Below are 25,299 nucleotides of genomic sequence, written 5' to 3' on the forward strand. Positions count from 1 at the left end.
CCACGACAACCCACACTTCGCGACCGGCTCCACGGCGTCTGCTGGCCTGGCTCCGCGGATGAACACCACGGTGCCTACGGTTGAGCGGGACACCACCGCCCCGACCTGTCCCACTCAACCGTAGGCCCCGCAAGTCGGGTGCGGCATACGCCGGATTTCTTCGTCCGCCGCAGCGACGGCACAGCCCTGGCGGTGGACGTGCGGACGACGCCTCCCCCACGACGGAAGCCCACGTCCCGGCCCAAGCCCACGTCCCGGCCCCCGGTCACACGCTTCGCCGGGCCAGACGGATCGAAGCCCTGTCGCCCGCCAATCGGCCAGCACCAAGGCGGATCCAAGGCAAAACTGCCGCGATGGAACTATGCACCAGGAGCTCGGCGTCCGTCCCTGACAGACAAGATCACGGATGACGACGGAGGCCCGGGACATGACAGAAACCGCCGCTCGATATCTCTACCTCGCCCGGCACGGTGAAGCCTCGGCAGACGAGACAACCCTCACGGAAAGCGGCCGACGCCAAGCCGTTCTGCTCGGTGAACGGCTCCAGAACACCCCGCTTTCGGCGATCCACCACGGGCCACTGCCCCGGGCGCAGCAGACGGCCCAGCTGATCAGCGCACAACTTGACGCCGTCCCAGTGCACCAATCGGAACTGGCCGGCGACTACATCCCCTACCTGCCTACGAAGGAGGAACTGCCGCCGGATTCGGCCGACGCCATGCTCAGCTTCCTCGCTCAGTTTCCGGAAGAGGAGCGCAACGGTGGCCCGCTGGCGCGGAAAGCACTTGCGGAATTCACAGGTCCGGTCGACGGAGATCGACCCCGCCATGAACTGGTTGTCACGCACAACTTCCTCATCGGCTGGCTGATCCGGGCCGCCCTCGACGCGCCCGAGTGGCGCTGGATGGGCCTCAACCACAGCAACGCGGCTCTGACGGTCATCCGCTACGCACCCGACAAGCCGCCCTCCGTGCTTTTCTACAACGACATGCGGCACCTGCCCACAGAACTGCGCTGGACCGGCTTCCCGCCCGAATTCCACATCTGACTGAGAAGACCAGCGCCCGGACTTGTCTGGGACCGGACAGCTGAATCCCGGTCACACGTAGGCAAGTTCGGCAAGTTCCGGGAAGTTCCGGTCTTGTGCAGGTACGGCGGTCACAGCGCTTCTACGGTAGAAGCGCTGGTCGGCGGCCGTACCGGAAGCCCGGATGGATGTGCGTGAGGCATCGGCGGAGGACGTCGAACTGGAGTACCTCAGCACCGCTGCCGACCGGACTTCCGAAAGTGATCACACGGCGGGTGAATTCGAGCCTGATGCCCTGAAAAGATATCAAGTCGAACTTGTTTTTGGACGTACGCGGCCGAACCAGTCCACGCGAGTGCCCGCATGGCTAGCATCGGGGCCCGACCTCGCTTATGCGGCAGGGGGATTACGCGTGCTCGACACTACTTCGCTGCTCGACCAGATCGTGCCGGCCTCAGAAGCCGCGGCCATCGCCTTCGGTGTGAGCGTGCTGACCAGAACCCAGGACGAGGCCGCCCATGCGACCGTACGGCTGGGGCAACGCCTCATCGGCAGGCTCCTGAACCGTGACGCCGGCACGGCCCCCGACTCCGACCCCGTGCGCACCGCCGTCGTACGCCTCGCGGAGGCGGGCGCGGACCCGGACCTACTCACCCTGCGTCGCGCAGAGTTGAGGATCGCGCTGCGCACGGCACTTACGGACACACCGGGCCTCGCCGAGGAACTCTCGGCCCTCCTCCCGGCGCCTGAGCCTCCCCCCGCCGTCCACGCCGAGGGCGAGCGCTCCGTTGCCGTGGGCAGGGACAATTCCGGGAAGACCTTCACCGGCGACGGCGCGGACGGCGCCCCCGCCGGTGAGAGGGCGGTTCAGTGCGCGAGCGGACAGCACGCGCTCCGTGGCCGTGGGAGGCGACAACCGCGCGCCCATTTTCACCGGCGACAACGTAACGATCGTCTCCAGGCCGAGCCGCCACCCGGTCACGCTGGCCGAGAACCTCCATGTCCTCGCACAAAGGGTCCTCGACGACCTGGGGCGGGACCAGGTTCAACAGCAATTGCGGAGCGGGCATCCGTTGCCCGTGCGTTGTCAAGCGGCACCCGAGGAGCTGACCGGTCGGAGGAACGGTGCCCGGGAGACCTCGGCGGCACTGGCGAACGCTTCCCCGCTGGACCTGGCAGGTCCGCTGAAGAACATCGCGGATGTCTACCTGAAGGAAAGGCGCAGCCGACTGCTGGTGCTGGGCCAGGCCGGTTCGGGGAAGACCGTCCTGATCCGGCGCTTCGCGCAGGCCCGGCTGGAGGACGATGACTGGACCGGCAAGGGACCAGTTCCGGTGATCTTCAGTCTGGGAGCATGGAACCGTTCCTAGCCAGTGTGCATGAGTGGGTCCTGGACCCAGTCATGTGTGCTGGGCGCGTCCCGAACGGTGTTGGATGCGCTGGGTTGCCGCTTTCTCGTCCCGTTCGGCAGCACGCCTCCAGGGGCGTGTTCCGTTGCGGGTGGGCGGGTTCCCTCACGCCCCCGGGTACCTGGTTCGGCCTGGGCGGTCCGATGCCCCGCACGATCTCTCCGGTCGTGTGGGGGCGGTGCCGTCCGACGCCGGACCGGGTGTCCGAGGGCGCGTCGTCCGATCGCGATGCCGGCGGCATCATGACGGGACATCTTTCGTTTGGGGGTGGCCAGTGGTTTCTGCCAGTGCTGGGCCCCCCACACGCTGGTGTAGGCGGGGTCGACCGCGACAATGCTCAGGCCCTGCTCCGCGGCCATGGAGACCAGCCGGGCCCTGAGCTTGCCGGTCGGGATGCCGGAGATCAGCTGCCTGAACCGTTTCCTGCGGCCGTGCTTCTCCCGGGTCTTCTCGGCGGTGAAGTCGAGGTCCTCGATGCCGATCGCACCCGCACCGGTTTGCTTGGCCCAGTGCAGGAGCTGGGTCAGGGCGTGGCGGATCTGGGCATCGCGGTGAGTAGCGGTGCCGGACAGGTCGTAGAAGAAGCGCCGGGGCTCGCCTGTGGGGTTGCCGTGTGGGTCGAGGTGGTAGGCGGCGAAGTGGTCGGCGTTGGTGTCGACGCCGACCATGCCCCGGGCTCGGGCAGTGGCCAGCGGGATCGTCCGGACGACGGGGCGTTGCCAGGACGCGGTGAGGTACCAGCGGCCACGGCCGGTGTCGAGGTGGATGCGGTAGGCGACGGCCCGGTTCGCGGTGACGCGGTCGGCCCACTCCACGCAGCAAACCAACAGCAGCTCACACCCCAGGGCCACGTTCCTGCGGGACTGGCTGATCGAGCGCCTGGAGCGGGATCACCCCTTCCTGGCCAGGCGGCTCCCTGACAAAAGGACATGGGCCACTGAACTGATCGTGGGGGGCCACGTGCTGGCGGTCCTGGACGGGTTCGACGAGATGGCGAAGGACCTTTACGGAGACGCGCTGCGGCACCTCAGGGCCTTCAATCTGCCGCTGCTGCTGACGAGCCGCCCCGAAGCGCTCAAGGGCGTCAAGCCGAGCGAAGGGCTCTTTCCAGGGATCGAACTGACGAAACTCACCTTCGACGACTGGTCCACACGCCTCGGCGACTCGGCCGGATGGGCGTCCGTCCTGGGCCGGTTGAACAGCCACTCCGGCGAACCAGCCGCCGAACGGCTCGCCAACGTACTGAGAACTCCCCTGATGCTCACCATGGCCGAGGCCTTCCATGCGTCCGGCGGCGATCCTGAATGTTTGCTGAAACCAGCGGAGTTCAGCTCCCAAGGCGCGCTGGAGAAGCGCCTCCTGGACGCCTTCGTCCCCAGGACGTACGACCCCATCCTCAACCCGTCCGTCCCGAAACGCCGACGCTGGAGCGCCGAGCGCGCAGGCCACTGGCTCGGCTACCTCGCCACGCACCTGAAGAAACAGGAGCCGGACGCACAGAAGCGCGACGCAGACGGCATCGGCCCACAGGACGTCGAGTGGTGGCAACTGGGCACGAACATGAGCCTGCCCACGCGCATGGTCGTCTCCGGGGCCCTGTGCGGGCTTGTGTCGGGGACGGCGGTCGCACTCGTCCATGCCCTCATCAACGCTCCCCCGCTGGCGCTCCTGTCCATGCTCCTGAACGTGCTGGGAATCGGGCTGGCCTTCGGGCTCATGCACGGATTCGCGTCGAAAATCGAGGCCGGCGGCACGTTCAAGCCGTCCCGCATGCAGATCCGGGTACACGGCGAGTCGAGGGCGGTGAGGTCGAGGAGAGTGCGGGAGAGCCTCCTCCCCAGAGTCGGCGGCGGGCTGGCCGGCGGACTGATCTTCGGGATCGTCTTCGGTGGCGGAGTCGCGGTCTACGCGATGCTCCTGTACTGCCCCTGGCCCTTGGTCGCCGTGCTCTTCGGGAACTGGCTCGCGGTCGGGTCCCTGACCGGACTGGGGACCGGGATCGTCCTCGCGCTGGCGGCCTGGCTCGAGACGGACGCCAAGCCGGAGGAATCAGCCAGCGCGACGGACCTGTTGCGCACGAACCGCACCATCGTGCTCGTCCAGGCGGCCGCGGTGGGACTGGTCCTCGGGCTCGGATACGGAACCGCTGTCACGCATTTCAACGGCTTCGCCTTCGGCCTCGCGGCCGCGGTCGGGGTCGGCACGCTGACCGCGTGGGGCCGGTGGGTGGTCCTGGTCCGCCTCTGGCTGCCCCTTTCAAGACGCCTCCCCTGGAGGGTGAATGCCTTCCTGGACGACGCCCGCGCTCGAGGCGTACTGCGCCAGGTCGGCGCGGTCCACCAGTTCCGCCATGCCCGGCTGCGGGACCACCTCGCCGAGGCCCATCGGCAACCCGAACAGCCGACCGAAGGCAGGAGCCGGTGAGCGCCGGGCGCGGCACGGCCCGCGGCGGCACGGGAACGTACGGCACGGGAGCGGTGGCCCTGGGAGCCACCGGAGCAATGACAGCCGTGCTGGGCATCGTGGCAACGTGGGGAACCCCGCCCGCCTCCGCGCAGCCGGTGTCCATCGAGCTGAACTACACCTGCGCGTTCACGGGGATCGGCACCGTGCCGGTGACGATGAGGATCAGCACGGACATCCCGAGTTCGCTCGAAACCGGCGACTCCAGCCCGAGAGCCGCCGTGAACGGCGTCGCGACGGTGGCCGCGAGCTTCACCGGGCTGGCCCCGCTCGTCGGCGCGAGGACCCTGGAGGGCTCCGTGGACGCGGCCGCCACCGTGTCCGCGCCTCAGGGCGACAGCCGCCTGTCCGTGCCCATGACGATCCCCCGGACCCCCATCCCGGCCTTTGGCGCGTTCGACATGTCGGCCAAGGGCACCGCGCCTGCCGTCACCTTCACCCCGCCGGGCAACGCGCAGGTCACCGTCGGCGACCTCGGCCTGCACCTCACCCCGAGGGACGCGTACGGCAACCTGACCCCGATGGGCACGATGAACGCGGCTTGTACGGTGAACCCCGGGCAGAACACGGTCCTGCAGTCGCTCGACGTCACGGAGCCGGTGAAGACGACGGGGCCGGGCGCCGGAGGGAACGGTTCCGGAGCCTCCGGCGGGAGCGGTTCGGGAACTTCCGGCGGGTCGGCCACGGGCACGCGGCCGGGAGCGGGGACCGCCCGTTCGACGTCGCGTACGACCACCACACCGAGCCCGTCACCCAGCACGACCGGATCCGTTCCGCCCCCTCCCCTTCCCCTTCCCCTTCCCCTTCGCCGGGAGCACCGACAGCCGACACACCACGGAACGACCCGACGAGCACGCCGGACGACAAACACGGCGCCCCGGACCCCAAGCACCCGGTCGCACTGGTGTTGGGCGTCCTCGTGACAGGCACCGCCGCAGCACTGGTCGGCCTCGGCGCACGCCTGAGGAAACGGCGAGCGGACGACTGAGACGGAGCGGGGCCGCGGAACGGGCTTCGGGCCAGGAGTCACCCCCTGGGCCCGAGCACGGCTGTCGTTGTCCTGTTTTCTCTGCGACGTGCAGGCGGTCCCGCTCTTCGAAGTCCTCCCGCCCCGGTCAGCCTCGGCAGATGCAGAAGGGATGGCCGGCCGGATCAGTGAGAACCCGTGCCCTGGCGGCGTCATGAGGCTGATGGTCCGGCTTGCCCGCACCCAGCTGCAGCAGCCGGGCCTCGGCCTCATCCAGATCCGCGACGTCGAAGCAGAGGTGCAGTTGCTGGGGAACCGTCTGCTCGGGCCAGCACGGAGCCCGGTAGTCGTCGACCCGTTGAAAACCGATGAAGAGTCCGTCCTCACGGTCGAGACCCGCGAAGTCGGCGTCCGACTTCGGATGGGGTTCGAAGCCCGTGGCCTGCTGATAGAACGCCGCCAAAGCCGGCGGGTCAGGGCAGTCGAGCGTTATCGCGACCAACTTCATCTGCAGGGACATGGCACCTCCGGGCCGGCCAGTGGACTTCCGCGATGAACACCCTAGAAGCGGCTGCCCACGGCTGAACGGGATGCCGAACGTCGGCCCGTCCCACGGGAGCCCGGCCGGTTGACGGCCGCGGGCGACATCCCGCCGACTGCTGAAGGCAGTCAACTCCGCGCGGCATACGCGGGGTTCGGCACGCAGATCGACACCCTCCCCTGCCCGGACCTGCCGGGACCGGGCATCGGCATGCACCATCCCGGTGTCCGGTCTCCGCGAAGTGCGGGCAGTCCCACTTCTGCCGGTCCCCGTCCGCGCTGCGAGCCGGGTCTGATCTACTGCCCGTCGACGAACCCGAGGCGGGGAGAAGAGCGATGGGTGCACTGACTGACTACTTCCGCGCGGTGGACGCCGCATCGGTCGTACGGGCGCTGGAGCAGACGGATGGTGAGTCCCCGCTCTGCGCAGAGCCCCACGTGTTCGACGGAGTCGAAGCCAAGCACGTGGATCCGGCCGTCGTCCTGGCGCAGCTGATCGCCGCCATCGACCGGATCGAGTGGCGAGTGGACCTGGTGGAGGAGAGGACCGTATGGCCGACCTCCCCGGCTCCCGGCCCGAACGGCCCCGCGACCGAGGACGACCCGTGGGTGACGGGACCGTGGGTGTCGGAACTCGGCCCCCTGGCACGGGACACGCTGGCAGGAGCACGCGACTCCGATATACCGGCCGTCGTCGCCAGGTGGGTGGAAGCGGAGGAACTGGATGGAACACGCGTCGAGGACATGCAGCCACTGGCCGAAGAACTCGTCCGGCTTGCCAGGCGGGCTCGCGACGCCGGCGATCAGCTCTACTGCTGGATGTCGCTCTGACGCTGTCCGGCCCCGGATGACACGGACATCCGCGCTGCCCTGCGGGTACTCGCCCACCCATTGCGCTTGAGCGTGCTCAATCTGCTGCGCGAGCACGGTCCGTCCACCGCCACCCGGGGCGCCGACGCACTCGGCATCAACCCCGGCGCCGCGAGCTGCTGCCGCATCAGCCGACGTTCGCCCTGGTGTTCCCCGTCCCTTGCACCGCTCTGTGAGCCGGCAGTTCGTGGCCGTTTCCGGGAATTGGGGGAGAGCTCGACCAGGCGCCCGGCCCCGTAGGCCCAGGCCCACCCGGAACCCGGGGATACCGCGACGAAGAAAGCACCGCATAGGGCTGGCCCGAAGGATCCGCCCCCGTCGTCATTCCACTCGGGTGGAGGGTTACGAGCACTTGGGCAGGCCGGGGGCGGGGTCCTGATTCGTGCTCACATCCACCGCCGGAACATTGCCCCAATAGTCCTCGCCCTCGAAGTGCGTCCAGTACCAGATGTCATTGCCTCCCGAGTGGGAGAAGCCATGCCCCCAGCACGAATACCGGCTGGAGGTACCGGCGAGTGTGTGGACAACCTCGGAACGGTAGTCGCGTTGGCGGTACAACTTGGTCCCTGGCTTGTTGCCTGTGCAGTACAGGACCTTAGAGCGGACTTCACACTCGGCGGCATGGGTGGGCAGGCTGGTGTCCGGTGTGTCCGGCTGGCCATCAGGCGTGTTGCGCCCGGAAGGTGTTTCGACAGGAGCCACTTTCTGCGGCGTTCCATCGCTTACCGCGCCGCCCCCGCCGCCGCCCAACGCAGAAGTGGCGGCGCTGACCACGCCGAACACCCCTCCACCGACGGTCGTGATCACAGCTGCGACAAGGGCGACTTTGCCAGCCTCGGTCAGACCGCCGAACCACTCCCATGCCCGGCGCATGCGTAATCGCTGCCGGGGTGAAGGCACTGGTCCGGAACCCGAGTCAGGGGTTGGGTTCGGGTCGCTACTCGGAGATGGCGATGCCGAGGACAACGAAACCTCCTGGCCTTTCCACTGGCTGATCGGGCTCAAGACAGTAGAGGATTCGAGTGACCAAGGCCACAAGGCAAGGCCAGGGCGCGTACCGCCCGTTGACGACGAGACCACCTACTACCTCACCACCACGAAACCCCCAGGCCAGGTGACCATAATCTGAGGTCTCCACCGAACCCGGGGCGGTTCACTTCAGCGGCCCGGTCGCCACTGGTCTGGTGCTCCTGGCGGACGAACGCGGCTGGGGCGCTTCGGACATGGGGTGGATCGCGAGCGCGTTCAGTGTCGGAGCCGCTGCCGCGGCGTTGCCGCTCACCGTGTCGCCCCGGATACCGTGCGCCGGGCTGCCGCCCGGACCGTGACCACCCCACGGGTCCCGCACCAGTCGTCGACCACGGCGAGGCATACGTCTTCGGACAACTTCCGCAACACCTGCCGCCACTTGAGGGGGCGCCCGTGCCCAACTCCTCGTGCCGAGTGGAACCGACGGACTCTCGCCCAACGCGCGCCTGGCTGAAACTGCTGCCGGTATCGAGCGGCGGGAACGGCGGAACGCCGCTACCGTCATCGGCCATGACCGACACCGAAGCGACCTACCTGCACGCCACACGGACGGCCTACGACACCGTCGCCGTCGACTACGAGAAACTCACCCACGACGAACTCGACACCAAACCGCTGGACCGCGCGATGATCGCGGCCTTCTCCGAGCTCGTGCGGACACCGGGCAGCGGGCCGGTCGCCGATCTGGGCTGCGGCCCGGGGCGCATCACGGCTCATCTCCGTTCACTCGGCGTGGACGCGTTCGGCATCGACCTGTCGCCCGAGATGATCGCCGTTGCCCGTCGGACACACCAGAGCCTCCGGTTCGAAGAGGGATCGATGACCGGACTGGACCTGAAGGACGACTCCCTCGGCGGCATCATCGCCTGGTACTCCACCGTCCACACTCCACCGGAGCTTCTGCCGACCGTCTTCGCCGAGTGCCACCGGGTACTGGCCCCGGGCGGCCACATGCTCCTTGCATTCAAGGCCGGGGACCGACTCCGGCACCTGGACCGGGCATACGGCCACGAACTGTCCCTCGATGTCTACTGGATGTCTCCTGATCGTGTCGCCGGCCTCATGAGCGGAGCCGGTCTCGTCATGACCGCCCGGATGATCCGCGAACCCGACGAGCACGAGAAACCCCGGCAAGGCCGGCAAGCCTTCTTCCTCGCCCACAAGCCCGAGGGATCGTGACGGGAGACCCTGGGCCGAGCGGACCGGCCGGGCACCCGGCGGCTCGCTCGCCCGAGGCGTCCGGGGACCGGGGGCCGGAGCGACGGTCCCACGATCTTGCGGCCTACGAGTCCAGGGTGCGCAACAACCCGTGCTTCGTCTGCGCGTTCGTGGCCGGTGCCCCGGGGGCCGCGCATGTCACGGTGTACGAGGACGACCAGCACGTCGCCTTCCTCGACCGGTATCCGACCGTGCCGGGAAAGGTGCTCGTGGCCCCGAAGGCTCACATCGAGCACGCTGTTCGCGATCTGGACGAATTCGCCTACCTGCGGCTGATGTCGGTGGTCCGGAAGGTGGCACTGGCGGTGGAGGCGGTCGTGAAGCCCGAGCGGACGTATCTGCTGTCGCTCGGCAGCCAGCAGGGGAATTCACATCTCCATTGGCACATCGCCGGCCTTCCCGCGGGTACCCCGTACCCGCAACAGCAGTTCCACGCGCTGATGGCCGAGAACGGCGTACTGTCCGTCACGGACGAGGAGGCCGCCGCCATGGGGCAACGCCTGCGCACGGCGCTTTCCGGGCGCTGAGCGGTCGAGGTGCGGCGGGCGGATCCGCGGCCCGGCCCGGACGGCTCGTGCTCCGGGCATGGAGGCGGGGGCCGGAGGGCGGGTCGGGGGCGGGCCGGGGCCGTTGCCTCACGGCGGCCCCGGCCCGAAAGCCCGAAGGTAATGAATGTGCCGACCCGGTCCTTCGTCAGCCATGCTGCCCCCATGACCTCCTCACCGATGGGTTCCCCCTCCCCCTCCGCCCCGGGCCCCGGCACCTTCGAGCTGGGCGGCACCGTCACCGTCCCGCGACTCGGCTTCGGCGCCATGCAGTTGCCGGGGCGGTGGAGCGGGCCCGCCGGTGACACCGCGAACGCCGTGGCCGTGGCCCGGCGCGCCGTCGAGCTCGGGGCGCGGCACATCGACACCGCCGCGTTCTACTTCTCCAGCACTCACCGCGCCAACGACCTCCTGCGCGACGCCCTGTACCCGTACCCCGCCGACGTCACCATCGCCACCAAGGTCGGCCCGCTGCGGGACGAGACCGGTGAGATGTACGCCGAGGCCCGCCCCGACCAGTTGCGCGGGGAGGTGGAGCGGAACCTGGAGGATCTCGGGGTCGAGAGCCTCGACCTGGTGAATCTGCGGGTGGGGCGGCTGGGTTCGGATGTCGCGGAGTCGCTCGGCGAACGGTTCGCCGTGCTGGCCGCGTTGCGCGAGGAAGGGCTGATCCGGCAGCTCGGCGTCAGCAATGTGACGCGTGAGCAGCTCGCGGAGGCGCGGTCGATCGCACCGGTCGCCGCCGTACAGAACCGGTTCGGTGTGCTCGACCAGGCGGACGCCGCGCTCGTCGACGAGTGCGCGGACGCCGGCATCGCGTACATGCCGTTCTTCGCGCTCGGCGGCGGGCACACCGAGCTCGCCGGCGCGAACCTCCGGAAGGTCGCCGACCGGCACGGCGCGACGGCGTTCCAGGTCGCCATCGCGTGGGGGCTGGCCCGCTCGCCCTCGATCGTCCAGATCCCCGGCACCGCTTCACTCGCCCACCTGGAGGAGAACATGGCCGCCGGCCGGCTGGTTCTCGACGAGCAGGACATGGCGCTGCTCGGGCGCCGCGAGTAACCGAGGACGTCCGCTTGCGGACTGCCCGCCACAGTCCGTGCGGCCCCCGCCGCCCCCGGGGGCCGGGTGCGGAACGCCCGGCATCCCCGGGACCACAGGACCTAAGGGCTGTCCCGTAGTCCCTGGTGGATCAGCGCGCGGCGTCAGATGCGGTGCATCGCAAGCCCTTAGGATCCCGCCCATGGCTATCGACCCCGGCTACACCTGCTCCTGCTGCGGCGAGCACCACGCGGAAATCCCGATGGGGTACTCGACCATGGCGCCCGACGTCTGGGACGCGAGCCTGGAGAACGATCCCGACAGCATGCTCTCCTCGGACCAGTGCATCGTCAGACACGAGCACTACTTCATCAAGGGCCTGATCGAGATACCCGTCTTCGGCAGCGAGGAGCCGTTCTCCTGGGGCGTCTGGGTCTCGCTGAGCCGGGAGAACTTCGGCCGCGCGCTCGATGTGTGGGAGACCCCCGGCCGGGAGTCCGAGCAGCCGTACTTCGGGTGGCTGAGCACCGAGTTGGGTCTGTACTCGCCCCGCACGACCAACCTCAAGACGAACGCCCACACCCGCCCGATCGGCCTGCGCCCCCGGATCGAGCTGGAGCCCACCGACCACCCGCTCGCCGTGGAACAGCGCACCGGCATCACCCGCGACCGGGTGCGCGAGATCGCCGAAGCGGTGCTGCACGCCCAGGACTCGCGCGCCTGAGCGACCGGCCCACGGCCCGGCAGCTCGCCCGGCAGGCCACCCGGCAGGCCACCCGGCAGGACGCCGCGGCTGCCGGACCGGCCCCTGCCGACGCCCGCCGGACCGCGGCCCTGCCGGCGCCCGCTACTGCGCCCCGAGCCCCGTCCGCAGCTGCACGAAGGCGAGCTCGGCGGCCTCGACCGCGCTTGCGTACACCTGGTCCGCGGTCTTCCCCTGGTCGATGCGCCGCCAGTTCTCCAGGGCCAGGATGCGCAGGACGGCGATGATCTGGCCCGCGGCCAGCCTGTCCCGAACCCGGTCGCCCAGCGCGCGGGCCAGCGCCGCCTCCGAGCGGCCCTGGTAGGCGTACATGCGGGCCACCAGGGACGGCGTCCCATACAGCAGCCGCTGGAACGCCAGCACCTCCGGCACATCGCAGAGCCCGGTCACCGGGTCGCGCCGTTCCAGACCGTCCAGGAAATGGTGACGCAGGGCGTCCAGCGGGGATTCGTCGTCCGCGCGGGCGGCGACCACGCGGGCCGCCTCGTCCTCGTGGTCGGCGAACCGGTGCAGGGCCAGGTCCTCCTTGGTCGGGAAGTACCGGAACAGCGTCGGCTTGGAGATGTCCGCGGCGGCCGCCACCTCCGCCACCGAGACCTTGTCGAAGCCCCGCTCCAGGAACATCGCGATCGCGGCATCGGACACCGCCTGGTACGTCAGCTGCTTCTTCCGTTCACGCAGGCTCATCGGCGCGTGCGGCCCGGGGGCCGCGGTGTCCGCGGGGCCCGCATGCGGCGCCGTCCCGCGCCCGGGTGTCTCTCCGCTCATGACCATGAAGCGTACGCCTCGACCTCAACCGGACTTGACGTCCGGGAGCGGGTGCGCGCGCCGGGCGCCGAGAGCCGGACGGGCACGGTCCTGCTCCCCCGCTCCCCCGCTCCCCCGTGCCCGCCTCACCTCAGAACACATCCGGGTCAGATCCGGGTCAAAACACATCCGGGTCAGAACACATCCGGGCACCAGGCCCGTCGTGCCGCCCGGAACATCCCCTCCGCCAGCGTCACCGCACCCGGCGTGATTTCCTCGATCCGGCCCAGGGCCGCCAGCCGGACCGGAGACTCGTCGCCCAGGTAGAGCGTCCCCAACTCCCTCACGTCCAGGGCGAGATCGGCTTCGGCCGAGGTGGGGACGCAGGACGCGCCGGACGGGGAGGACTCCAGACGGTAGCGGCCCGCGGTCAGACCGGTGGCGTCGTGGATGTCCAGGGTCAGCGCGCCGGGTGCCGCGTAGGTACGGGCTTCCAGGGCGCGTACGACGTCCAGCACGCGCACCCACAGCCAGTCCGCCTGGGTCACCGCGCGGGCCGCGCGCGGGTCCGGGAGGAGGAGGGGCAGCAGGTCGTCGGGGGCGCGGTAGCCGGTGCGGACCGTGGTGATCCAGTCGATCGAGCAGACGAAATGCCACAGCGCGCGTTCCGCGGCGGGGGTGACGGCGATGTGATCGACCACCGTGGCCCGGTTCAGCGGCTGCTTGCCGTCGCCCCAGTGGTCGTCGGCACGGTAGACGATCAGGCCGTCGGCCTCGCCGTCCGCATTGCTGTAGACCGCGTAGAAGGGTTCCGTCCAGGCATCGGGGCCGGGCCGGTTCTCGCCGGTGGTCAGGTCCCACCAGCGTGCCCTACGGTCGATCACCCCGTGCTGCCGGGCGCGCAGCCGCTCGTGGAGGACCGGGCCCAGCTTGCGTACGTCCGGGCCCGTCACGAGATCGATCCGGCCGCCGTCCTCGGCCGAGGGACCCGACCAGCGCGGGTCGAGGCCCGCCCGCGGTACGTCGATCTCCCACTCGGTGGTCCACGCCGCCGGGCCGAAGCCGTACCGCCCGTAGATCGGGTACTCGGCGGCGATCAGCGTGGCGACCACCTCTCCGCGCTCCTTCGCCGCCGCCAGGTCCGTGGCCATCATCCGGCTGAGCATCCCGCGGCGACGGTGCGTCGGCGACACCGTGACGTTGGAGATCGCGTCGGCCGGCACCGTGCCGCCGCCGACGACCGTCAGCTCCTGCGCGAACGAACGGAATGTGGCCACACACCGCCCGCCGTCGAACACACCTTGCGTTCGGGCCAGGTCGATGTGCGGGAGGCGGATGGCGACCTCCTTGTCCGTCACCGCGGGCGGACGCAGAAAGCCGGTGTTCAGGGATCGCAGCCAGTCAGGGAATTCGGATTCGGTGATCGTACGGAGGTCAGGACACATGCGCCCCACGCTAGACAGCGGCCCATCGGCTGTCGTCCGATTTTCCTACGCCGCTGAATCCGTTTCCCTGCACCACTGAATCCGGTTCCCTGCACCGCGGAATCCGGCCCCCTGCACTGCGGAATCCGGTTTCCCACGCCCCGGAATTCGGTTTCCTCTACCGCAGAATCCGGTTTCCCGCACCACGAAATTCGGTCAGAAGGCCGCCCTGATCTCGCCCACCTCACCGCCACCGCCCAGCAGCGGCGCGCGTCCGATCCGGGAGACCACCGGGGTGTCGATGCCGAGCAGGCGCAGCGACTGGGCCAGCACGGGGCCGAGCGCCCGCGTGGCGCCGTCGTCGATCTTGAAGGCCAGCGCCCGGCCGTCCGCCAGGGCCACCGCCTGCACCGCCTCCGCGCCCATCTTCGAGAGCGTGCCCGGCACCTCTCGCATCAGCCAGGTGTCGGGGCGCCGCGTTCCGGCAACGTACTCGGGGTGGGCCCGCATCGCGTCCCCGACCCGGCGCTCCGCCGTCCCCGGCTCCGCCAGCACGAACGAACGGAAGGCCCGGGCCAGGCCCACCAGGCTGATCGCCATCAGCGGCGCCCCGCACCCGTCCGTACCGACCGCCGCGACCGGCTCGCCGGCCGCCTCCTCGACCACCTGGTGGACCAGCTGCTGGAGGGGGTGCGCCGGGTCGAGGTAGGACGCCCGGTCCCAGCCGTTCACCGCGCACACCGCGAGCATCGCCGTGTGCTTGCCGGAGCAGTTCATGGTGATCCGGTCCCGGACGTGGCCCGCGGCGAGGTACGCCTCCGCCTCCGCCGGGTCCAGCGGCAGATCGGGCGGGGTCTGCAGATCACCGGGCTTCAGTCCGTGCTCGGCCAGCATCGTGCGGACGAGTTCGAGGTGGAAGCCCTCGCCGGAGTGGCTCGCGGCGGCCAGTGCCAGCCGCTCCCCGGACAGATCGAGGCCGGCCCGCAGCACGGCCGCGGCCTGCATCGGCTTGTTGGACGAGCGCGGGAAGACCGGTGCTGCCGGATCGCCCAGGACCCGTTCCACGCTGCCGTCGGCGGCCAGGACGACCAGCGAACCCCGGTGACGGCCCTCCACGAAACCGGACCGTACGACCTCGGCCAGTACGGGGTGGGCGGGGGATATGGCGGAGGGGGCGGCGCTGGAGGTCATGGTGGCCTTCCGGGGGCGGGCGGGAACCCGCCCCCGGAAGGGTCGCTTCAGGCGAGCAGGTCGTCTACTTGTGCTTCACCGTCACGGTACCTGCGCGCGATCTCCGCACTGCAATCGTCAGCGGTGCGTTGCAGCTGGTGACGGCGCCGGGAGACCTGCTGCTCGTAGCGGATCAGGCGCCCCATCGCGGCGTGCAGCTCCTCGTCCGTGCGGGCTTCGAGGTCGGAGAGCTCGACCTCGGCCAGCGTCTCGGCCGCCAGCCGGCGGTACTCGTCGCCGCGCGGCGTGGTGAGCGTGACGTGCCGGGCGGAGGAGCGGTGCTGGGACGGGGTGTCGGCGAGGATCTCCGAGAGCCGGTCCACCACCGGCTTCTCCGGATCCCGCCTGCGGGCCAGCTCGGCCCGCAGGATGTCGATCCGCCCCTGCACCAGCCGTCGCACATAACTGAGGTCGGCCTCGTCGCGCTGCGAATCGCGGCGCAGGGTGCGCAGCTCCGGCAGACGCAGACCGCCCAGCTCCGGCTGCCGTCCCACGGACGGGCCGTCCACGCAGTCGTGACCGCTTCGCTGCACGGGCGGGCGCAAGGTTCTGGTACTGGCGCCGGTGCCGGTATTCGTACTGGCGCCGGTACGCATGCCCGGCACGGCGCCGGGGGACTGCCCGGTTCCATAGGTACTCATGATGGTGTCCATCCCCTCGACCGGTGCGTCGGCACACCGCCTTCCGAGCATGGTGCCACTCCAGTGGGGCATATGTGGATGCTCTGTACCCGTTCAGCCCAAGCAGGTTGGCCGGGATAGGTTGGGCCATATGCGTGCAGTGGTGCAGAGGGTGGACGGTGCGAGCGTCACGGTGGCCGACGGCGCGGACGCGTCGGGTGGGCCCGAGGTCGTCGGCGAAATCGTCGGCGAAGGGCTGTGTGTGCTGGTCGGAGTCACTCATGGGGACACCCCGGAGAAGGCGGCGCAGCTCGCCCGCAAGCTCTGGTCGGTCCGCATTCTGGAGGGCGAGAAGTCCTGCTCCGATGTGAATGCACCGCTTCTGGTGATTTCGCAGTTCACCCTCTACGGGGACGCCAGGAAGGGGCGCAGGCCCACCTGGAACGCCGCGGCGCCCGGCGAGATCGCCGAACCGCTGGTCGACGAGGTGGTGGCGCAGCTGAGGGCGCTGGGGGCGCAGGTGGAGACGGGCCGGTTCGGGGCGGACATGCGGGTCTCGCTCACGAACCACGGCCCGTTCACCGTCATCGTCGAGGTCTGAACCCGGGCCCGGCCCGCCCGGGTGCCGGTCCGCCCCGGATACGGGGTCGGACCGGGCCGTCGACGCAGCCGGTACGGACGGTCGCGCGTAGGAAATCTGCGCAGGGCTACGGCTCCACGACCGTCTCCTGGGCGGCGGCCGTGTCCCCCGCGAGCAGTTCCGCGTCCACCGCCACGTTCCGCTTGACCAGGGCCAGCGCGATCGGCCCCAGTTCGTGGTGGCGGGCGGACGTCGTGATGAAGCCCAGCTGCCGGCCCTCGGCGCCGTCCGCGGCGAGCCGTACCGGTGTGCCGTGTCCGGGCAGTACGACCTCGCTGCCGTCGAGGTGCAGGAAGACCAGCCGCCGCGGGGGCCTGCCCAGGTTCTGCACCCGGGCCACGGTCTCCTGGCCCCGGTAGCAGCCCTTCTGGAGGTGGACGGCGGTGCCGATCCAGCCCAGCTCGTGCGGAATGGTCCTGTGGTCGGTCTCGAAACCGACGCGCGGGCGGTGCGCCTCGACGCGCAGTGCCTCGTACGCCAGGATGCCGGCCACCGGGCCGTGTGCGGCCGCGTACGTCTCCAGGTCGGCGCGGGGCAGGAACAGATCCCGGCCGTACGCCGTCTCCCGTACCGTCACACCGTCCGGGACCTCCGCGATGGAGCCGGCCGGCAGGTACACGAGGGCGAAGTCCTCGGTGCGGTCGGCGACTTCGACCCGGTAGAAGAACTTCATGGACTCCAGATAGGCGACGAGATCGCCCTGTGTTCCCGGTTCCGCGTGCATCCACACGGTCTCGCCGTCGTCGACGAGGTAGAGGGCGTGCTCGATGTGTCCGTGCGCGGTGAGGATCAGGGCCTCGGTGGCCTGCCCCGGGGCGAGTTCGCTGACGTGCTGGGTGATCAGCAGGTGCAGCCAGGCCAGCCGGTCGCTGCCGGTGACGGTGACGACGGCGCGGTGCGAGAGGTCGACGAGGCCGGAGCCGTCGGCGAGCGCGCGTTGCTCCCGGAACAGATCACCGTAGTGCGCGGCGACGCCTTCGTCGCGGCCTTCGGCGGGAACGGCGCCGGGCAGGGACAGCAGGGGGCTCTTCATGCGACCAGCGTACGACGCGATTTACGGCCCGGGGCCGGCCGCCTACGGCTTGGGACCGGCCGCGCCGGCCGGAGGCGCCGCGCTTTCGGACGCCGCCTTCGCCGTGCAGTCGGCGCAGCGGCCGAAGATCGCGAAGTGCTTCATGTCCGTCTCGAACCCGAAGCCGTCCTGCAGCTTCGCGGTGAACTCGGCGACGACGTCGACATCGGCCTCGATGACGTTCGTGCAGTCGCGGCAGACCAGATGGATGTGGTGGTGGCGGTCCGCCAAGTGGTACGTCGGTGCCCCGTGCCCCAGGTGGGCGTGGCTGACCAGCTCCAGCTCCTCCAGGAGTTCGAGCGTCCGGTAGACGGTGGAGATGTTCACGCCGGACGCGGTCCTGCGCACCTCGGCGAGGATGTCGTCGGGTGTCGCGTGTTCCAGCGTGTCGACGGCTTCCAGGACAAGCTGCCGCTGCGGCGTCAGCCGATAGCCGCGCTGCCGGAGATCGGTCTTCCAGTCGGTGCTCACCACAGGCCCAGTGTAGGACCGGGTGAGCACCTGGCCGCGGTTGTGCGCGGGAGGAAGCTGCGAACGGCTTGGATCTATGAATTACTTCTTGGATCTATGAATTACTTGAAGAAGGCGATGCCGTCGTCCGGGAGGTCGCCGAGGCTCTTCGCCATCGCCTCGACCTCTTCCGGGGTGACGACCTTCTTCAGGTGCGCCGACATGTACGGGCGCAGCTCCACCTCGGGGGTGGCCTTCTCGCCGACCCACATCAGGTCGCTCTTCACATAGCCGTAGAGACGCTTGCCGCCGCTGTACGGGCCGGAGGCCGCGGTGCGCGCCACCGCGTCGGTGACCAGGTCGATCTGCGGCTTCTGGTCGGCCAGCTCGCCGTACCAGATCTCGATGACGCCCTGGTCGCGGACCATGACGACCTCGACCTTGCGGTCCTTGTCGATGCGCCAGTAGCCCGACTCGGACTCCAGCGGCTTGACCTTCCTGCCCTCGGAGTCGAGCACCCAGGTGTGCGAGGTGTACTCCAGGAAGTCCCGGCCGTCGTGGCTGAAGGAGACCTCCTGGCCGAAGTTGCACTGCTCGGCACCCGGGAAGTCGGACACACCCGCGCCCGCCCAGTTGCCGAGGAGGAAGGCCAGCGGGACGAGGTCCGGGTGGAGGTCGGACGGGATCTCGATCATGAACAGCTCAGACGATCTGTGAGGTGGGCGAGGGCAGGAAGGGTCAGCGCTGACCCTGGTAGAGCTTCTTCACGGTCAAGCCGGCGAAGGCGAGGACGCCGACGCAGACCAGGACCAGCAGGGCGGAGAAGAATGCCTCAAGCACAGGAACTCCTTGGAACGAGCGGTAGGGCAGCAGTACGGGGCCCGGCCCCAGCCTAATGGGTGGGGGCCGGGCCCGCCGTTTCGGGGCTTGCGCCGGGTCCGGCGAGGGGCAGGTCGGCCCAGCAGCCGGTTCTGCAGGATCGGCGTCCGGTGGAACGGAACGGCCCCGGTGCCCTTCTCGCCCAGGTGTCCGTCCCCGGCGAGCTGCTCGGCCCGATTACAGTTCGGCACATGCCGAAGAAGCTCGTGATCAAGGTGACTGCCGGTGCCGACTCAGCCGAGCGCTGCTCGCAGGCGTTCACGGTGGCCGCGGTCGCCGTGGCCAGCGGGGTGACGGTCTCGCTCTGGCTGACCGGGGAATCCTCCTGGTTCGCCCTGCCGGGACGCGCCGCGGAGTTCGAACTGCCGCATGCCGCGCCGCTGCCGGATCTGATCGAGTCGATCCAGGCGGGCGGACAGATCACCCTGTGCACCCAGTGCGCGGCCCGTCGCGACATCACCGAACAGGACGTCCTGGAGGGCGTGCGGATCGCGGGCGCCCAGGTCTTCGTCAGCGAGATCATGGCCGAGGACGTCCAGGCCCTCGTCTACTGACGCGCCCGTGCCGTACCCCTACCGGCGCTTCTTGCCGTCGAGTTCGTCCCACCACTCGTCGGACTGCGGGTCGCCCGAGGGGTCGTCCCACCAGCGGTCCTCCGGGCCCCGCCGGTTGGCGACCATGGCCGCGAGGGGCGGAATGACCATGGCGACGACACACATCGCTATCGCGGCGGGCATCGACCACAGCCGGACGAAGGCCCAGGCCGACACGAAGAGGACGAGGCAACCGCCCATCATCAGGAAATAGCAACGCCGGCGTCGGGCGTACATAACTCAAGCGTAGGCCCGTTCCGCACCCACGCGAACGGCGCGAAGGGCCGTACCCCGCTTCAGAAGGCGTCCAACCCCCGGGGTACGGCCCTTCGGCCGGTGAGGTGTCGCGGGAGCACCGGCCGGTCGGCCGGACGGGCTCCCGCGTTCGGTACTAGACGGCGATGGCGACCTCGGAGAGGCCACCGGTCTGCGCCACGACCGTGCGGTCGGCGCTGCCGCCCGGGACGAGGGCGCGGACCGTCCATGTGCCCTCGGCCGCGTAGAAGCGGAACTGTCCGGTCGCCGAGGTCGGGACCTCCGCGGTGAACTCGCCGGTCGAGTCCAGCAGGCGCACGTAACCGGTGACGGGCTCGCCGTCGCGGGTCACGCTGCCCTGGATGGTGGTCTCACCGGGCTTGATGGTCGAGGCGTCGGGGCCGCCGGCCTTTGCTCCACACATGGTGTTCTGTCCTTCTGGGTCGGGGGTCGTCCTGGTCCGGACCGTGCCGGTCCGGGTCATGCGGAGTTACTTGGCGGCGCCGAGCTCGATCGGCACGCCGACGAGGGAGCCGTACTCGGTCCACGAACCGTCGTAGTTCTTGACGTTCTCCTGGCCGAGCAGCTCGTGCAGCACGAACCAGGTGAGCGCGGAGCGCTCGCCGATACGGCAGTACGCGATGGTGTCCGTCGCCAGGTCGACCTGCTCGTCCTCGTAGAGGGCCTTGAGCTCGTCGTCCGACTTGAAGGTGCCGTCGTCGTTGGCGTTCTTCGACCACGGGATGTTGCGGGCGGTCGGCACGTGGCCGGGGCGCTGGGACTGCTCCTGCGGGAGGTGCGCCGGGGCGAGCAGCTTGCCGCTGAACTCGTCGGGTGAACGCACGTCGACCAGGTTCTGGTTGCCGATCGCCTTCACGACGTCGTCGCGGTAGGCGCGGATCGACTTGTCCTGCGGCTGGGCCTGGTACGCGGTGGCCGGGCGGGACGGGATCTGGTCGCCGTCGACCAGGTCGCGGGAGTCGAGCTCCCACTTCTTGCGGCCGCCGTCGAGCAGGCGGACGTCCTGGTGACCGTAGAGCTTGAAGTACCAGAACGCGTAGGACGCGAACCAGTTGTTGTTGCCGCCGTACAGGACAACCGTGGTGTCGTTGCCGATGCCCTTCTCGGACAGCAGCTTCTCGAAGCCCGCCTGGTCGATGAAGTCGCGGCGGACCGGGTCCTGGAGGTCCTTGGTCCAGTCGATCCGGATCGCGTTCTTGATGTGGTTCTTCTCGTACGCCGAGGTGTCCTCGTCCACCTCGACGAGGGCGACCTGCGGGTCCTCGATGTGGGCCTCGACCCAGTCGGCGTCTACCAGGACGTCACTGCGGCTCATTCTGTTCTCCTCCGGGGCAGTCTGCGGCGAGATGGTGCGAGACGGTGCGTGATGCGGATGTACGGCGGCGCAGGGTGCGGCGCACGTGCGACATGCGATCGGGAAGGGCCCTGAATCGGTCGAAGGGCCGGGGGAACGCGGGGCGCCGAAGGCTCCCGCTCAGACAGTGCGACAGAGCATGGCGGCGACGCGGCACAGGTCCACTGCCCGCCGCTTCGTGAGGTCCGCCCGTCCCCGCTGAGGGAGACCGCGCATAGAGCACTGCATGGGACCGATCGTAGGGAGCTACGGGCGGACATGTCACCGTCGTGTCGCATTATGAGACTCGATCGTCCATGATACGAGACATGGGCCGGATGGCGGCACCCCTCGCGGAGCTCCCTCGCCGCCCGCGCCCGTCGGCCATCTGCGGATCGGACACGGTCGTCTCAGTATGTGGCGCGCCAGGCCGTCGCGGCGCCCTGGGGGCCGAAGTCCTGTCCCGCCTCGGCGTGATCCGAACGAAAGGCCCTACTCGTCGTGCGCCCGCCAGGGGTTACGGGACAACCCTTAGCCGCCGAGCCGTACGTCCGTGCCCTCCACCGAGATCTCCAGACCGTCGGCGGTCGGCTGGATCTTCCGCAGCTTCAGACCGCTGGGCAGACCGCTGATCTTCTGCTCGAAGTCGGTCTTCTGGCGCACCAGACCCTCCAGCCCGGGGATGTCCTCGCCCGGCACGTTGTCCGCGTGCACCTTGAAGGTGTGGCCGTCGACGAGGGTGACGGTGGAGAGCACACTGCGCGACAGCGGGTTGCCGAGGATGTCGACCGTGCCGGTCACCTTCACCTTGCCCTTGCCGCCGTACTCGACGGCGACACCGTCGCCGACGGCCTTGGTCAGGTCCTTGTACGAGATGACGGCGGTGCCGGAGGCGCGGGCGGCGGTGGCACTGGAGTACCCGTCGGCCAGCTTCACCTCGTGCAGCGCGGCGTTCATCCTGGTGATCCGGATCCTGCGGCCGTCGGTGTCGGTCTCGATGCCGGTCATCTCGACGTCGACCTCGTCGAGCTGCGAACCGGCGATCTGTGTCAGGAACGGAAATCCCTTGATGGAGACGTCCGTGGAGCCGATCGTGGCACCGGTGACCTGCACCCGGTCCGCGGCCTCCGACTCCACGAAGTACACCGCCGCCCGGTCGACGGCGACGAGGATGCCGCCCAGAACCACCACCATGACCAGCAGTATTCGCAGTGCACGCACGCCCGTTCTTCCCTCCACCCTGCATCCGGTCGGACCCCGGCGCCCGTGCGTCCGTCCTGAACACAGCACGCCCGAGTTGATCGACGAGTGCCGGCCCCCTTCGGTTCCCGTTCGGCTCCCGAAGGGGGGTGGCCGGTCCGCGCTACGAGATCGCGCGGCCGAGCAGATAGACGGCGGGGGCGGCGGCGGTGAGCGGCAACGCCACACCGGCCGTCATGTGCACGAACCGCGACGGATAGTCGTAGCTCGCCACCCGCAGCCCGATCAGTGCGCAACCGCCCGCCACGACGCCGAGCAGTGCTCCCTTCGTGCCGAGGTCGGTGAGCGCTCCCGCCACGGCACCGGCGCCCGCGGCGGCGAGCAGCGCCACCACGACCGAGGCCGGACCGGTCAGCGGCAGCGCGCGGACGAGCACGGCGACCGCGACGGCCACCGCGCCCGCCGTCACCGCGTCCGGGACCGCCGCGAGGTGCCCGGCGGCCAGGACCGAGAGCGCGGCCGAGGCGACGGTGGCCATCAGCCCCTGCATCCGCTCGTCGGCGCTCGCGTGGCTGCGCAGCTGGAGGACCACGGTGAGCAGCACCCAGATCCCGAGGGTGCCGAGAATGGCGGCCGGTCCGTTCTCACGGCCCGCGGCGAGCAGCGCGATGTCGGCGACGAGGCCGCCGGCGAACGCGAGCACGATGCCCTGCCGGGCCGGCCACATGCCGTTGAGCCGGAACCACCCGGCCGCGGTCACGGCCTGGAGCAGTACCAGCGGTACGACCAGGGCGTACGGCCCGATCGCGGCACCGAGGGCGAGCAGCAGCCCGAGTCCCGCGGTGAGGGCGGCGGGCTGCATGCCCGGCGCGATGATCGGCGAGCGGCCCTCGGCGCGGGCGCGCTGGGCGTCGGTGACGCGGCTGTTGCCCAGAGTGGTGGGTGCGCTGTATCCGGCGGCGTCGAGCGCGGACGCGGCGGTGCCGGCGGAGGGCCCGCCCGCGGGAACGGCCGCCGGATCCGGCTCGGCGGCGCGGGACGCGGCCGGGGCCGGGGCCTCGGGAGGCAGCGGGTGGGAGCCGGAGGCGCCCTGCGGCTGCGGGTGCTGCGGCTGCGCGTGCTGCTGAAGGGGCGGTGGGGAGGAGGTCCCGGCGGTGGCCGGAACCGGCTGTTGCGCGGGCTGAACGGGCTGAACGGGCTGAACGGGCTGAGCGGGCTGAGCGGGCTCGATGGTCGGCTGGTACTGGGTGTCCCAGGTCTGCCCCTCCCAGGTCTGTGTGACGCCGGGGTCCTGCGGGCCGTACGTCGCGGGTGCGCCGCCCTCCTGCGATTGCCCGGTCGGCCACGCGGGCGCGGGGCCGGCCTGAGGCGCCTGGTTCGGGTCGTACGTGCCGTACGCCTGCTGCGGCGCTCCGTACGACGCCTGCTGACCGTGGGTCCGGCCGCCGTACGACTGGTCACCGTACGGCTGCGCACCATGCGTCTGACCGCCGTACGACTGGTCACCGTACGGCTGCGCACCATGCGTCTGGCCGCCGTACGACTGACCGCCGTACGACTGCTCGCCGTACGGCTGCTGTCCGTACGCCTGGTCCCCGTACGGCTGCGAGGGCTGCGGCTGCCGGCCGCTCAGCGGGTCGTGCCCCGGCTCGTGCCCGTAGCCATGGCTGTGGCTCGGGTCCTGTCCGTACGGATGCTGTTGATCGTTACTGCTCATGTTCTGCGGTTCACCCTCCTGCGAACGGCGGGAGCACCTCGACCGTGCCGCCCTCGGCAAGGCGTACGGTCTCATGACTGCGGGTCCCCACGGGATCACCGTCGACGAGGAACGAGCACCTTTGCAGCACTCGGGTGAGCTCGCCGGGGTGCCGCTCGCGCACCGCGGCGAGCGCCTCGGCGAGCGTCGCGGCGGCGTACGGCTCCTCCGCGGTACCGGCGGCGGCCTTCGCGGCGGCCCAGTAGCGGATCGTTCCCGCACACATGGCGGAGCTCCTCTCGTCTCGGATCAGCTGTCCATCATGAATCACCGCGCCGCCACCCAGTCACCGATGCGGGTGAGCAGGCTCTCGTCGGCGGCGTTCTCGGCATGGCCCATGCCACGCTCCAGCCACAGCTCGGCGCCGTCACCCGCCGCTTCGGCCAGCATCCGGGGGTGGTCCAGCGGAAAGTACGGATCCCGGTCGCCGTGCACGATCAGCAGCGGGGCCGGGGCGATCAGCCCGGCCGCCCGGACCGGGGAGAGCGGGACCGGATCCCAGTCGTCGCGGTCGATCCGGGTACCGAACCCGTAGCGGCCGACCAGCCGGCCGGCGGGCCGGGTGACCACCCAGTGCAGGCGGCGCATCGGGGCCGTGCCCCGGTAGTACCAGCGGGCGGGGGCGCTCACCGCCACCACCGCATCCGCGTGCACATCCGCACGCGCCCCCGCGCACGCCTCGATGCGCCCCTCCTGCTCCGTCATCCCGCCGGCTTCCGTGCCGGCTGTTGACCGGCCCGGGTACAGCGCTCCGTGCCGCAGCACCACGGAGCCGCCCATCGAGAACCCGACGGTCACGACCCGACGGTGTCCGAGCGCCCGCGCCCACCGCACCGCCGCCGCCAGATCCAGCACCTCGCGATCGCCCACCGTCGACCGCCCGCCGGACCCGCCGTGCCCCCGGAACGAGAAGGTGACCACGGCCGCGCGCCGGCCGAGAACCCCGGCGGCGCGCCGCACCGCGGGGCGGTCCGCCGACCCGGTGAACCCGTGCGCGATCACGATCGCAGTACCGTCGAAGGACGTTTCCGCAACGGCTCCGGCACCCGCCGCGAACGGCTCGTACACCGCCTCGATACGGACCCCGTCATCGGTCCGCAACGCGGCGCGCAGAGGGCTGGGCGTGATCAAGGGAACAGAAGAACTCCGAAATCGTCCCTCGGACACAGAACTCATGTGGGCTATTCTGCTGGGAAGAGGATCCGGG

28 protein-coding genes and 3 pseudogenes are annotated in these 25,299 nt (G+C 70.1%); 13 read left to right on the top strand and 18 right to left on the bottom strand.

Features of this window, described 5'->3' with window-relative positions; genetic code table 11:
- The first annotated feature begins 427 nt into the window (after positions 1–427).
- Both ACF08M_RS31425 and ACF08M_RS31430 read left to right on the top strand, forming a co-directional pair.
- Positions 428–1,048 (top strand): histidine phosphatase family protein, encoded by a 621-nt coding sequence (locus ACF08M_RS31425; RefSeq protein WP_392188655.1) that lies wholly within the window; start codon positions 428–430, stop codon positions 1,046–1,048.
- 875 nt (positions 1,049–1,923) lie between these two features.
- Positions 1,924–2,397: a hypothetical protein gene (locus ACF08M_RS31430; protein ID WP_392188656.1), complete on the top strand. Its 474-nt coding sequence runs from the start codon at positions 1,924–1,926 to the stop codon at positions 2,395–2,397.
- On the opposite strand, the pseudogene ACF08M_RS31435 reads toward ACF08M_RS31430, so the two are convergent.
- Positions 2,394–3,248, bottom strand: a pseudogene (locus ACF08M_RS31435) (IS200/IS605 family accessory protein TnpB-related protein); the annotation flags it as partial. The gene ACF08M_RS31430 and the pseudogene ACF08M_RS31435 sit on opposite strands and share 4 nt — an antisense overlap.
- A 136-nt stretch (positions 3,249–3,384) precedes the next feature.
- On the opposite strand from ACF08M_RS31435, the gene ACF08M_RS31440 reads away from it, so the two are divergent.
- Entirely contained in the window at positions 3,385–4,860 is a 1,476-nt protein-coding gene (locus ACF08M_RS31440) for a hypothetical protein (RefSeq protein ID WP_392188657.1), read from the top strand.
- Entirely contained in the window at positions 4,857–5,822 is a 966-nt protein-coding gene (locus ACF08M_RS31445) for a DUF6801 domain-containing protein (protein WP_392188658.1), read from the top strand. The genes ACF08M_RS31440 and ACF08M_RS31445 overlap by 4 nt, the downstream gene beginning before the upstream one ends.
- Before the next feature lie 192 nt (positions 5,823–6,014).
- On the opposite strand, the gene ACF08M_RS31450 is transcribed toward ACF08M_RS31445, so the two are convergent.
- Complete coding sequence (locus ACF08M_RS31450) at positions 6,015–6,386, bottom strand: VOC family protein (RefSeq protein ID WP_392188659.1); 372 nt, start codon at positions 6,384–6,386, stop codon at positions 6,015–6,017.
- 356 nt (positions 6,387–6,742) lie between these two features.
- Between ACF08M_RS31450 and ACF08M_RS31455 the strand changes: the two genes are divergently transcribed.
- Positions 6,743–7,237 (top strand): hypothetical protein, encoded by a 495-nt coding sequence (locus ACF08M_RS31455; RefSeq protein WP_392188660.1) that lies wholly within the window; start codon positions 6,743–6,745, stop codon positions 7,235–7,237.
- Between the two features lie 27 nt (positions 7,238–7,264).
- Positions 7,265–7,393 (top strand): annotated as a pseudogene (locus tag ACF08M_RS31460) (ArsR family transcriptional regulator); the annotation flags it as partial.
- A 225-nt stretch (positions 7,394–7,618) separates the two neighbouring features.
- Here ACF08M_RS31460 and ACF08M_RS31465 read toward each other — a convergent pair.
- A complete protein-coding gene (locus ACF08M_RS31465) occupies positions 7,619–8,149 on the bottom strand; it encodes a hypothetical protein (protein WP_392188661.1) in 531 nt (176 codons plus the stop codon).
- Between the two features lie 284 nt (positions 8,150–8,433).
- Here ACF08M_RS31465 and ACF08M_RS31470 point away from each other — a divergent pair.
- From ACF08M_RS31470 to ACF08M_RS31490, 5 genes and pseudogenes are all read left to right on the top strand, one after another.
- Positions 8,434–8,586 (top strand): annotated as a pseudogene (locus ACF08M_RS31470) (MFS transporter); the annotation flags it as partial.
- Positions 8,587–8,815: 229 nt separating this feature from the next.
- On the top strand, positions 8,816–9,484 hold the full coding sequence (locus ACF08M_RS31475; protein ID WP_392188662.1) for a class I SAM-dependent methyltransferase: 669 nt from the start codon (positions 8,816–8,818) through the stop codon (positions 9,482–9,484).
- A 116-nt stretch (positions 9,485–9,600) separates the two neighbouring features.
- Entirely contained in the window at positions 9,601–10,050 is a 450-nt protein-coding gene (locus ACF08M_RS31480; protein WP_392188663.1) for an HIT family protein, read from the top strand.
- Positions 10,051–10,233: 183 nt separating this feature from the next.
- Positions 10,234–11,130, top strand: a complete 897-nt coding sequence (locus ACF08M_RS31485; protein WP_392188664.1) for an oxidoreductase — start codon at positions 10,234–10,236, stop codon at positions 11,128–11,130.
- Positions 11,131–11,311: 181 nt separating this feature from the next.
- Positions 11,312–11,833 (top strand): DUF2199 domain-containing protein, encoded by a 522-nt coding sequence (locus tag ACF08M_RS31490; RefSeq protein WP_392188665.1) that lies wholly within the window; start codon positions 11,312–11,314, stop codon positions 11,831–11,833.
- Between the two features lie 123 nt (positions 11,834–11,956).
- Here ACF08M_RS31490 and ACF08M_RS31495 read toward each other — a convergent pair whose 3' ends face one another.
- The 4 genes from ACF08M_RS31495 to ACF08M_RS31510 form a co-directional block, all read right to left on the bottom strand.
- Positions 11,957–12,646, bottom strand: coding sequence for a TetR/AcrR family transcriptional regulator (locus ACF08M_RS31495; protein WP_392188666.1), 690 nt, complete (start codon positions 12,644–12,646; stop codon positions 11,957–11,959).
- A 167-nt stretch (positions 12,647–12,813) separates the two neighbouring features.
- Positions 12,814–14,064, bottom strand: coding sequence for a GNAT family N-acetyltransferase (locus ACF08M_RS31500; protein ID WP_392188667.1), 1,251 nt, complete (start codon positions 14,062–14,064; stop codon positions 12,814–12,816).
- Positions 14,065–14,259: 195 nt separating this feature from the next.
- Entirely contained in the window at positions 14,260–15,234 is a 975-nt protein-coding gene (locus ACF08M_RS31505) for an asparaginase (RefSeq protein WP_392188668.1), read from the bottom strand.
- 47 nt (positions 15,235–15,281) lie between these two features.
- Positions 15,282–15,914, bottom strand: a complete 633-nt coding sequence (locus ACF08M_RS31510) for an ABC transporter substrate-binding protein (protein ID WP_392188669.1) — start codon at positions 15,912–15,914, stop codon at positions 15,282–15,284.
- 130 nt (positions 15,915–16,044) lie between these two features.
- On the opposite strand from ACF08M_RS31510, the gene dtd reads away from it, so the two are divergent.
- On the top strand, positions 16,045–16,494 hold the full coding sequence (dtd, locus tag ACF08M_RS31515; protein WP_392188670.1) for a D-aminoacyl-tRNA deacylase: 450 nt from the start codon (positions 16,045–16,047) through the stop codon (positions 16,492–16,494).
- 106 nt (positions 16,495–16,600) lie between these two features.
- Here dtd and ACF08M_RS31520 read toward each other — a convergent pair whose 3' ends face one another.
- The 3 genes from ACF08M_RS31520 to ACF08M_RS31530 form a co-directional block, all read right to left on the bottom strand.
- Complete coding sequence (locus tag ACF08M_RS31520) at positions 16,601–17,566, bottom strand: YgfZ/GcvT domain-containing protein (RefSeq protein WP_392188671.1); 966 nt, start codon at positions 17,564–17,566, stop codon at positions 16,601–16,603.
- A 42-nt stretch (positions 17,567–17,608) separates the two neighbouring features.
- Positions 17,609–18,079: a Fur family transcriptional regulator gene (locus ACF08M_RS31525; protein WP_392188672.1), complete on the bottom strand. Its 471-nt coding sequence runs from the start codon at positions 18,077–18,079 to the stop codon at positions 17,609–17,611.
- Positions 18,080–18,177: 98 nt separating this feature from the next.
- Positions 18,178–18,750 (bottom strand): FABP family protein, encoded by a 573-nt coding sequence (locus ACF08M_RS31530; protein WP_392188673.1) that lies wholly within the window; start codon positions 18,748–18,750, stop codon positions 18,178–18,180.
- Between the two features lie 375 nt (positions 18,751–19,125).
- Here ACF08M_RS31530 and ACF08M_RS31535 point away from each other — a divergent pair, with 375 nt between their 5' ends.
- The gene (locus ACF08M_RS31535) at positions 19,126–19,488 is read left to right on the top strand and encodes a DsrE family protein (protein ID WP_392188674.1); all 363 of its coding nucleotides are present in this window, start codon (positions 19,126–19,128) and stop codon (positions 19,486–19,488) included.
- An 18-nt stretch (positions 19,489–19,506) separates the two neighbouring features.
- Here the strand turns inward: ACF08M_RS31535 and ACF08M_RS31540 are convergent, their stop codons facing one another.
- From ACF08M_RS31540 to ACF08M_RS31575, 8 genes are all read right to left on the bottom strand, one after another.
- A complete protein-coding gene (locus ACF08M_RS31540; protein WP_392188675.1) occupies positions 19,507–19,764 on the bottom strand; it encodes a DUF3099 domain-containing protein in 258 nt (85 codons plus the stop codon).
- Positions 19,765–19,918: 154 nt separating this feature from the next.
- On the bottom strand, positions 19,919–20,206 hold the full coding sequence (locus tag ACF08M_RS31545; protein WP_030925040.1) for a DUF1416 domain-containing protein: 288 nt from the start codon (positions 20,204–20,206) through the stop codon (positions 19,919–19,921).
- A gap of 66 nt (positions 20,207–20,272) precedes the next feature.
- Complete coding sequence (locus ACF08M_RS31550; protein WP_392188676.1) at positions 20,273–21,118, bottom strand: sulfurtransferase; 846 nt, start codon at positions 21,116–21,118, stop codon at positions 20,273–20,275.
- A gap of 159 nt (positions 21,119–21,277) precedes the next feature.
- Positions 21,278–21,385 carry a putative leader peptide gene (locus ACF08M_RS31555; protein ID WP_392188677.1) on the bottom strand — a complete coding sequence of 36 codons (108 nt, stop codon included), beginning with the start codon at positions 21,383–21,385 and terminating at the stop codon, positions 21,278–21,280.
- Between the two features lie 282 nt (positions 21,386–21,667).
- Positions 21,668–22,357: a DUF2993 domain-containing protein gene (locus ACF08M_RS31560; protein WP_392188678.1), complete on the bottom strand. Its 690-nt coding sequence runs from the start codon at positions 22,355–22,357 to the stop codon at positions 21,668–21,670.
- A gap of 142 nt (positions 22,358–22,499) precedes the next feature.
- Positions 22,500–24,053: a hypothetical protein gene (locus ACF08M_RS31565; protein ID WP_392188679.1), complete on the bottom strand. Its 1,554-nt coding sequence runs from the start codon at positions 24,051–24,053 to the stop codon at positions 22,500–22,502.
- Positions 24,054–24,063: 10 nt separating this feature from the next.
- Positions 24,064–24,318 (bottom strand): MoaD/ThiS family protein, encoded by a 255-nt coding sequence (locus ACF08M_RS31570; protein WP_392188680.1) that lies wholly within the window; start codon positions 24,316–24,318, stop codon positions 24,064–24,066.
- Between the two features lie 41 nt (positions 24,319–24,359).
- Positions 24,360–25,268, bottom strand: coding sequence for an alpha/beta hydrolase family protein (locus ACF08M_RS31575; protein WP_392188681.1), 909 nt, complete (start codon positions 25,266–25,268; stop codon positions 24,360–24,362).
- Positions 25,269–25,299 lie beyond the last annotated feature (31 nt).

Source organism: Streptomyces sp. NPDC015032 (genome assembly GCF_043080425.1).
GTDB lineage: Bacteria > Actinomycetota > Actinomycetes > Streptomycetales > Streptomycetaceae > Streptomyces.

Excerpts from the sequence above, each read along its gene's own strand:
- ACF08M_RS31425 (WP_392188655.1), top strand. The coding sequence starts at position 428 with ATGACAGAAACCGCCGCTCGATATCTCTACCTCGCCCGGCACGGTGAA.
- ACF08M_RS31450 (WP_392188659.1), bottom strand. The coding sequence starts at position 6,386 with ATGTCCCTGCAGATGAAGTTGGTCGCGATAACGCTCGACTGCCCTGAC.
- ACF08M_RS31455 (WP_392188660.1), top strand. The coding sequence starts at position 6,743 with ATGGGTGCACTGACTGACTACTTCCGCGCGGTGGACGCCGCATCGGTC.
- ACF08M_RS31465 (WP_392188661.1), bottom strand. The coding sequence starts at position 8,149 with ATGCGCCGGGCATGGGAGTGGTTCGGCGGTCTGACCGAGGCTGGCAAA.
- ACF08M_RS31475 (WP_392188662.1), top strand. The coding sequence starts at position 8,816 with ATGACCGACACCGAAGCGACCTACCTGCACGCCACACGGACGGCCTAC.
- ACF08M_RS31485 (WP_392188664.1), top strand. The coding sequence starts at position 10,234 with ATGACCTCCTCACCGATGGGTTCCCCCTCCCCCTCCGCCCCGGGCCCC.
- ACF08M_RS31490 (WP_392188665.1), top strand. The coding sequence starts at position 11,312 with ATGGCTATCGACCCCGGCTACACCTGCTCCTGCTGCGGCGAGCACCAC.
- ACF08M_RS31495 (WP_392188666.1), bottom strand. The coding sequence starts at position 12,646 with ATGGTCATGAGCGGAGAGACACCCGGGCGCGGGACGGCGCCGCATGCG.
- ACF08M_RS31500 (WP_392188667.1), bottom strand. The coding sequence starts at position 14,064 with ATGTGTCCTGACCTCCGTACGATCACCGAATCCGAATTCCCTGACTGG.
- ACF08M_RS31505 (WP_392188668.1), bottom strand. The coding sequence starts at position 15,234 with ATGACCTCCAGCGCCGCCCCCTCCGCCATATCCCCCGCCCACCCCGTA.
- ACF08M_RS31510 (WP_392188669.1), bottom strand. The coding sequence starts at position 15,914 with ATGAGTACCTATGGAACCGGGCAGTCCCCCGGCGCCGTGCCGGGCATG.
- dtd (WP_392188670.1), top strand. The coding sequence starts at position 16,045 with ATGCGTGCAGTGGTGCAGAGGGTGGACGGTGCGAGCGTCACGGTGGCC.
- ACF08M_RS31520 (WP_392188671.1), bottom strand. The coding sequence starts at position 17,566 with ATGAAGAGCCCCCTGCTGTCCCTGCCCGGCGCCGTTCCCGCCGAAGGC.
- ACF08M_RS31530 (WP_392188673.1), bottom strand. The coding sequence starts at position 18,750 with ATGATCGAGATCCCGTCCGACCTCCACCCGGACCTCGTCCCGCTGGCC.
- ACF08M_RS31535 (WP_392188674.1), top strand. The coding sequence starts at position 19,126 with ATGCCGAAGAAGCTCGTGATCAAGGTGACTGCCGGTGCCGACTCAGCC.
- ACF08M_RS31540 (WP_392188675.1), bottom strand. The coding sequence starts at position 19,764 with ATGTACGCCCGACGCCGGCGTTGCTATTTCCTGATGATGGGCGGTTGC.
- ACF08M_RS31545 (WP_030925040.1), bottom strand. The coding sequence starts at position 20,206 with ATGTGTGGAGCAAAGGCCGGCGGCCCCGACGCCTCGACCATCAAGCCC.
- ACF08M_RS31550 (WP_392188676.1), bottom strand. The coding sequence starts at position 21,118 with ATGAGCCGCAGTGACGTCCTGGTAGACGCCGACTGGGTCGAGGCCCAC.
- ACF08M_RS31555 (WP_392188677.1), bottom strand. The coding sequence starts at position 21,385 with ATGCAGTGCTCTATGCGCGGTCTCCCTCAGCGGGGACGGGCGGACCTC.
- ACF08M_RS31565 (WP_392188679.1), bottom strand. The coding sequence starts at position 24,053 with ATGAGCAGTAACGATCAACAGCATCCGTACGGACAGGACCCGAGCCAC.
- ACF08M_RS31570 (WP_392188680.1), bottom strand. The coding sequence starts at position 24,318 with ATGTGTGCGGGAACGATCCGCTACTGGGCCGCCGCGAAGGCCGCCGCC.
- ACF08M_RS31575 (WP_392188681.1), bottom strand. The coding sequence starts at position 25,268 with ATGAGTTCTGTGTCCGAGGGACGATTTCGGAGTTCTTCTGTTCCCTTG.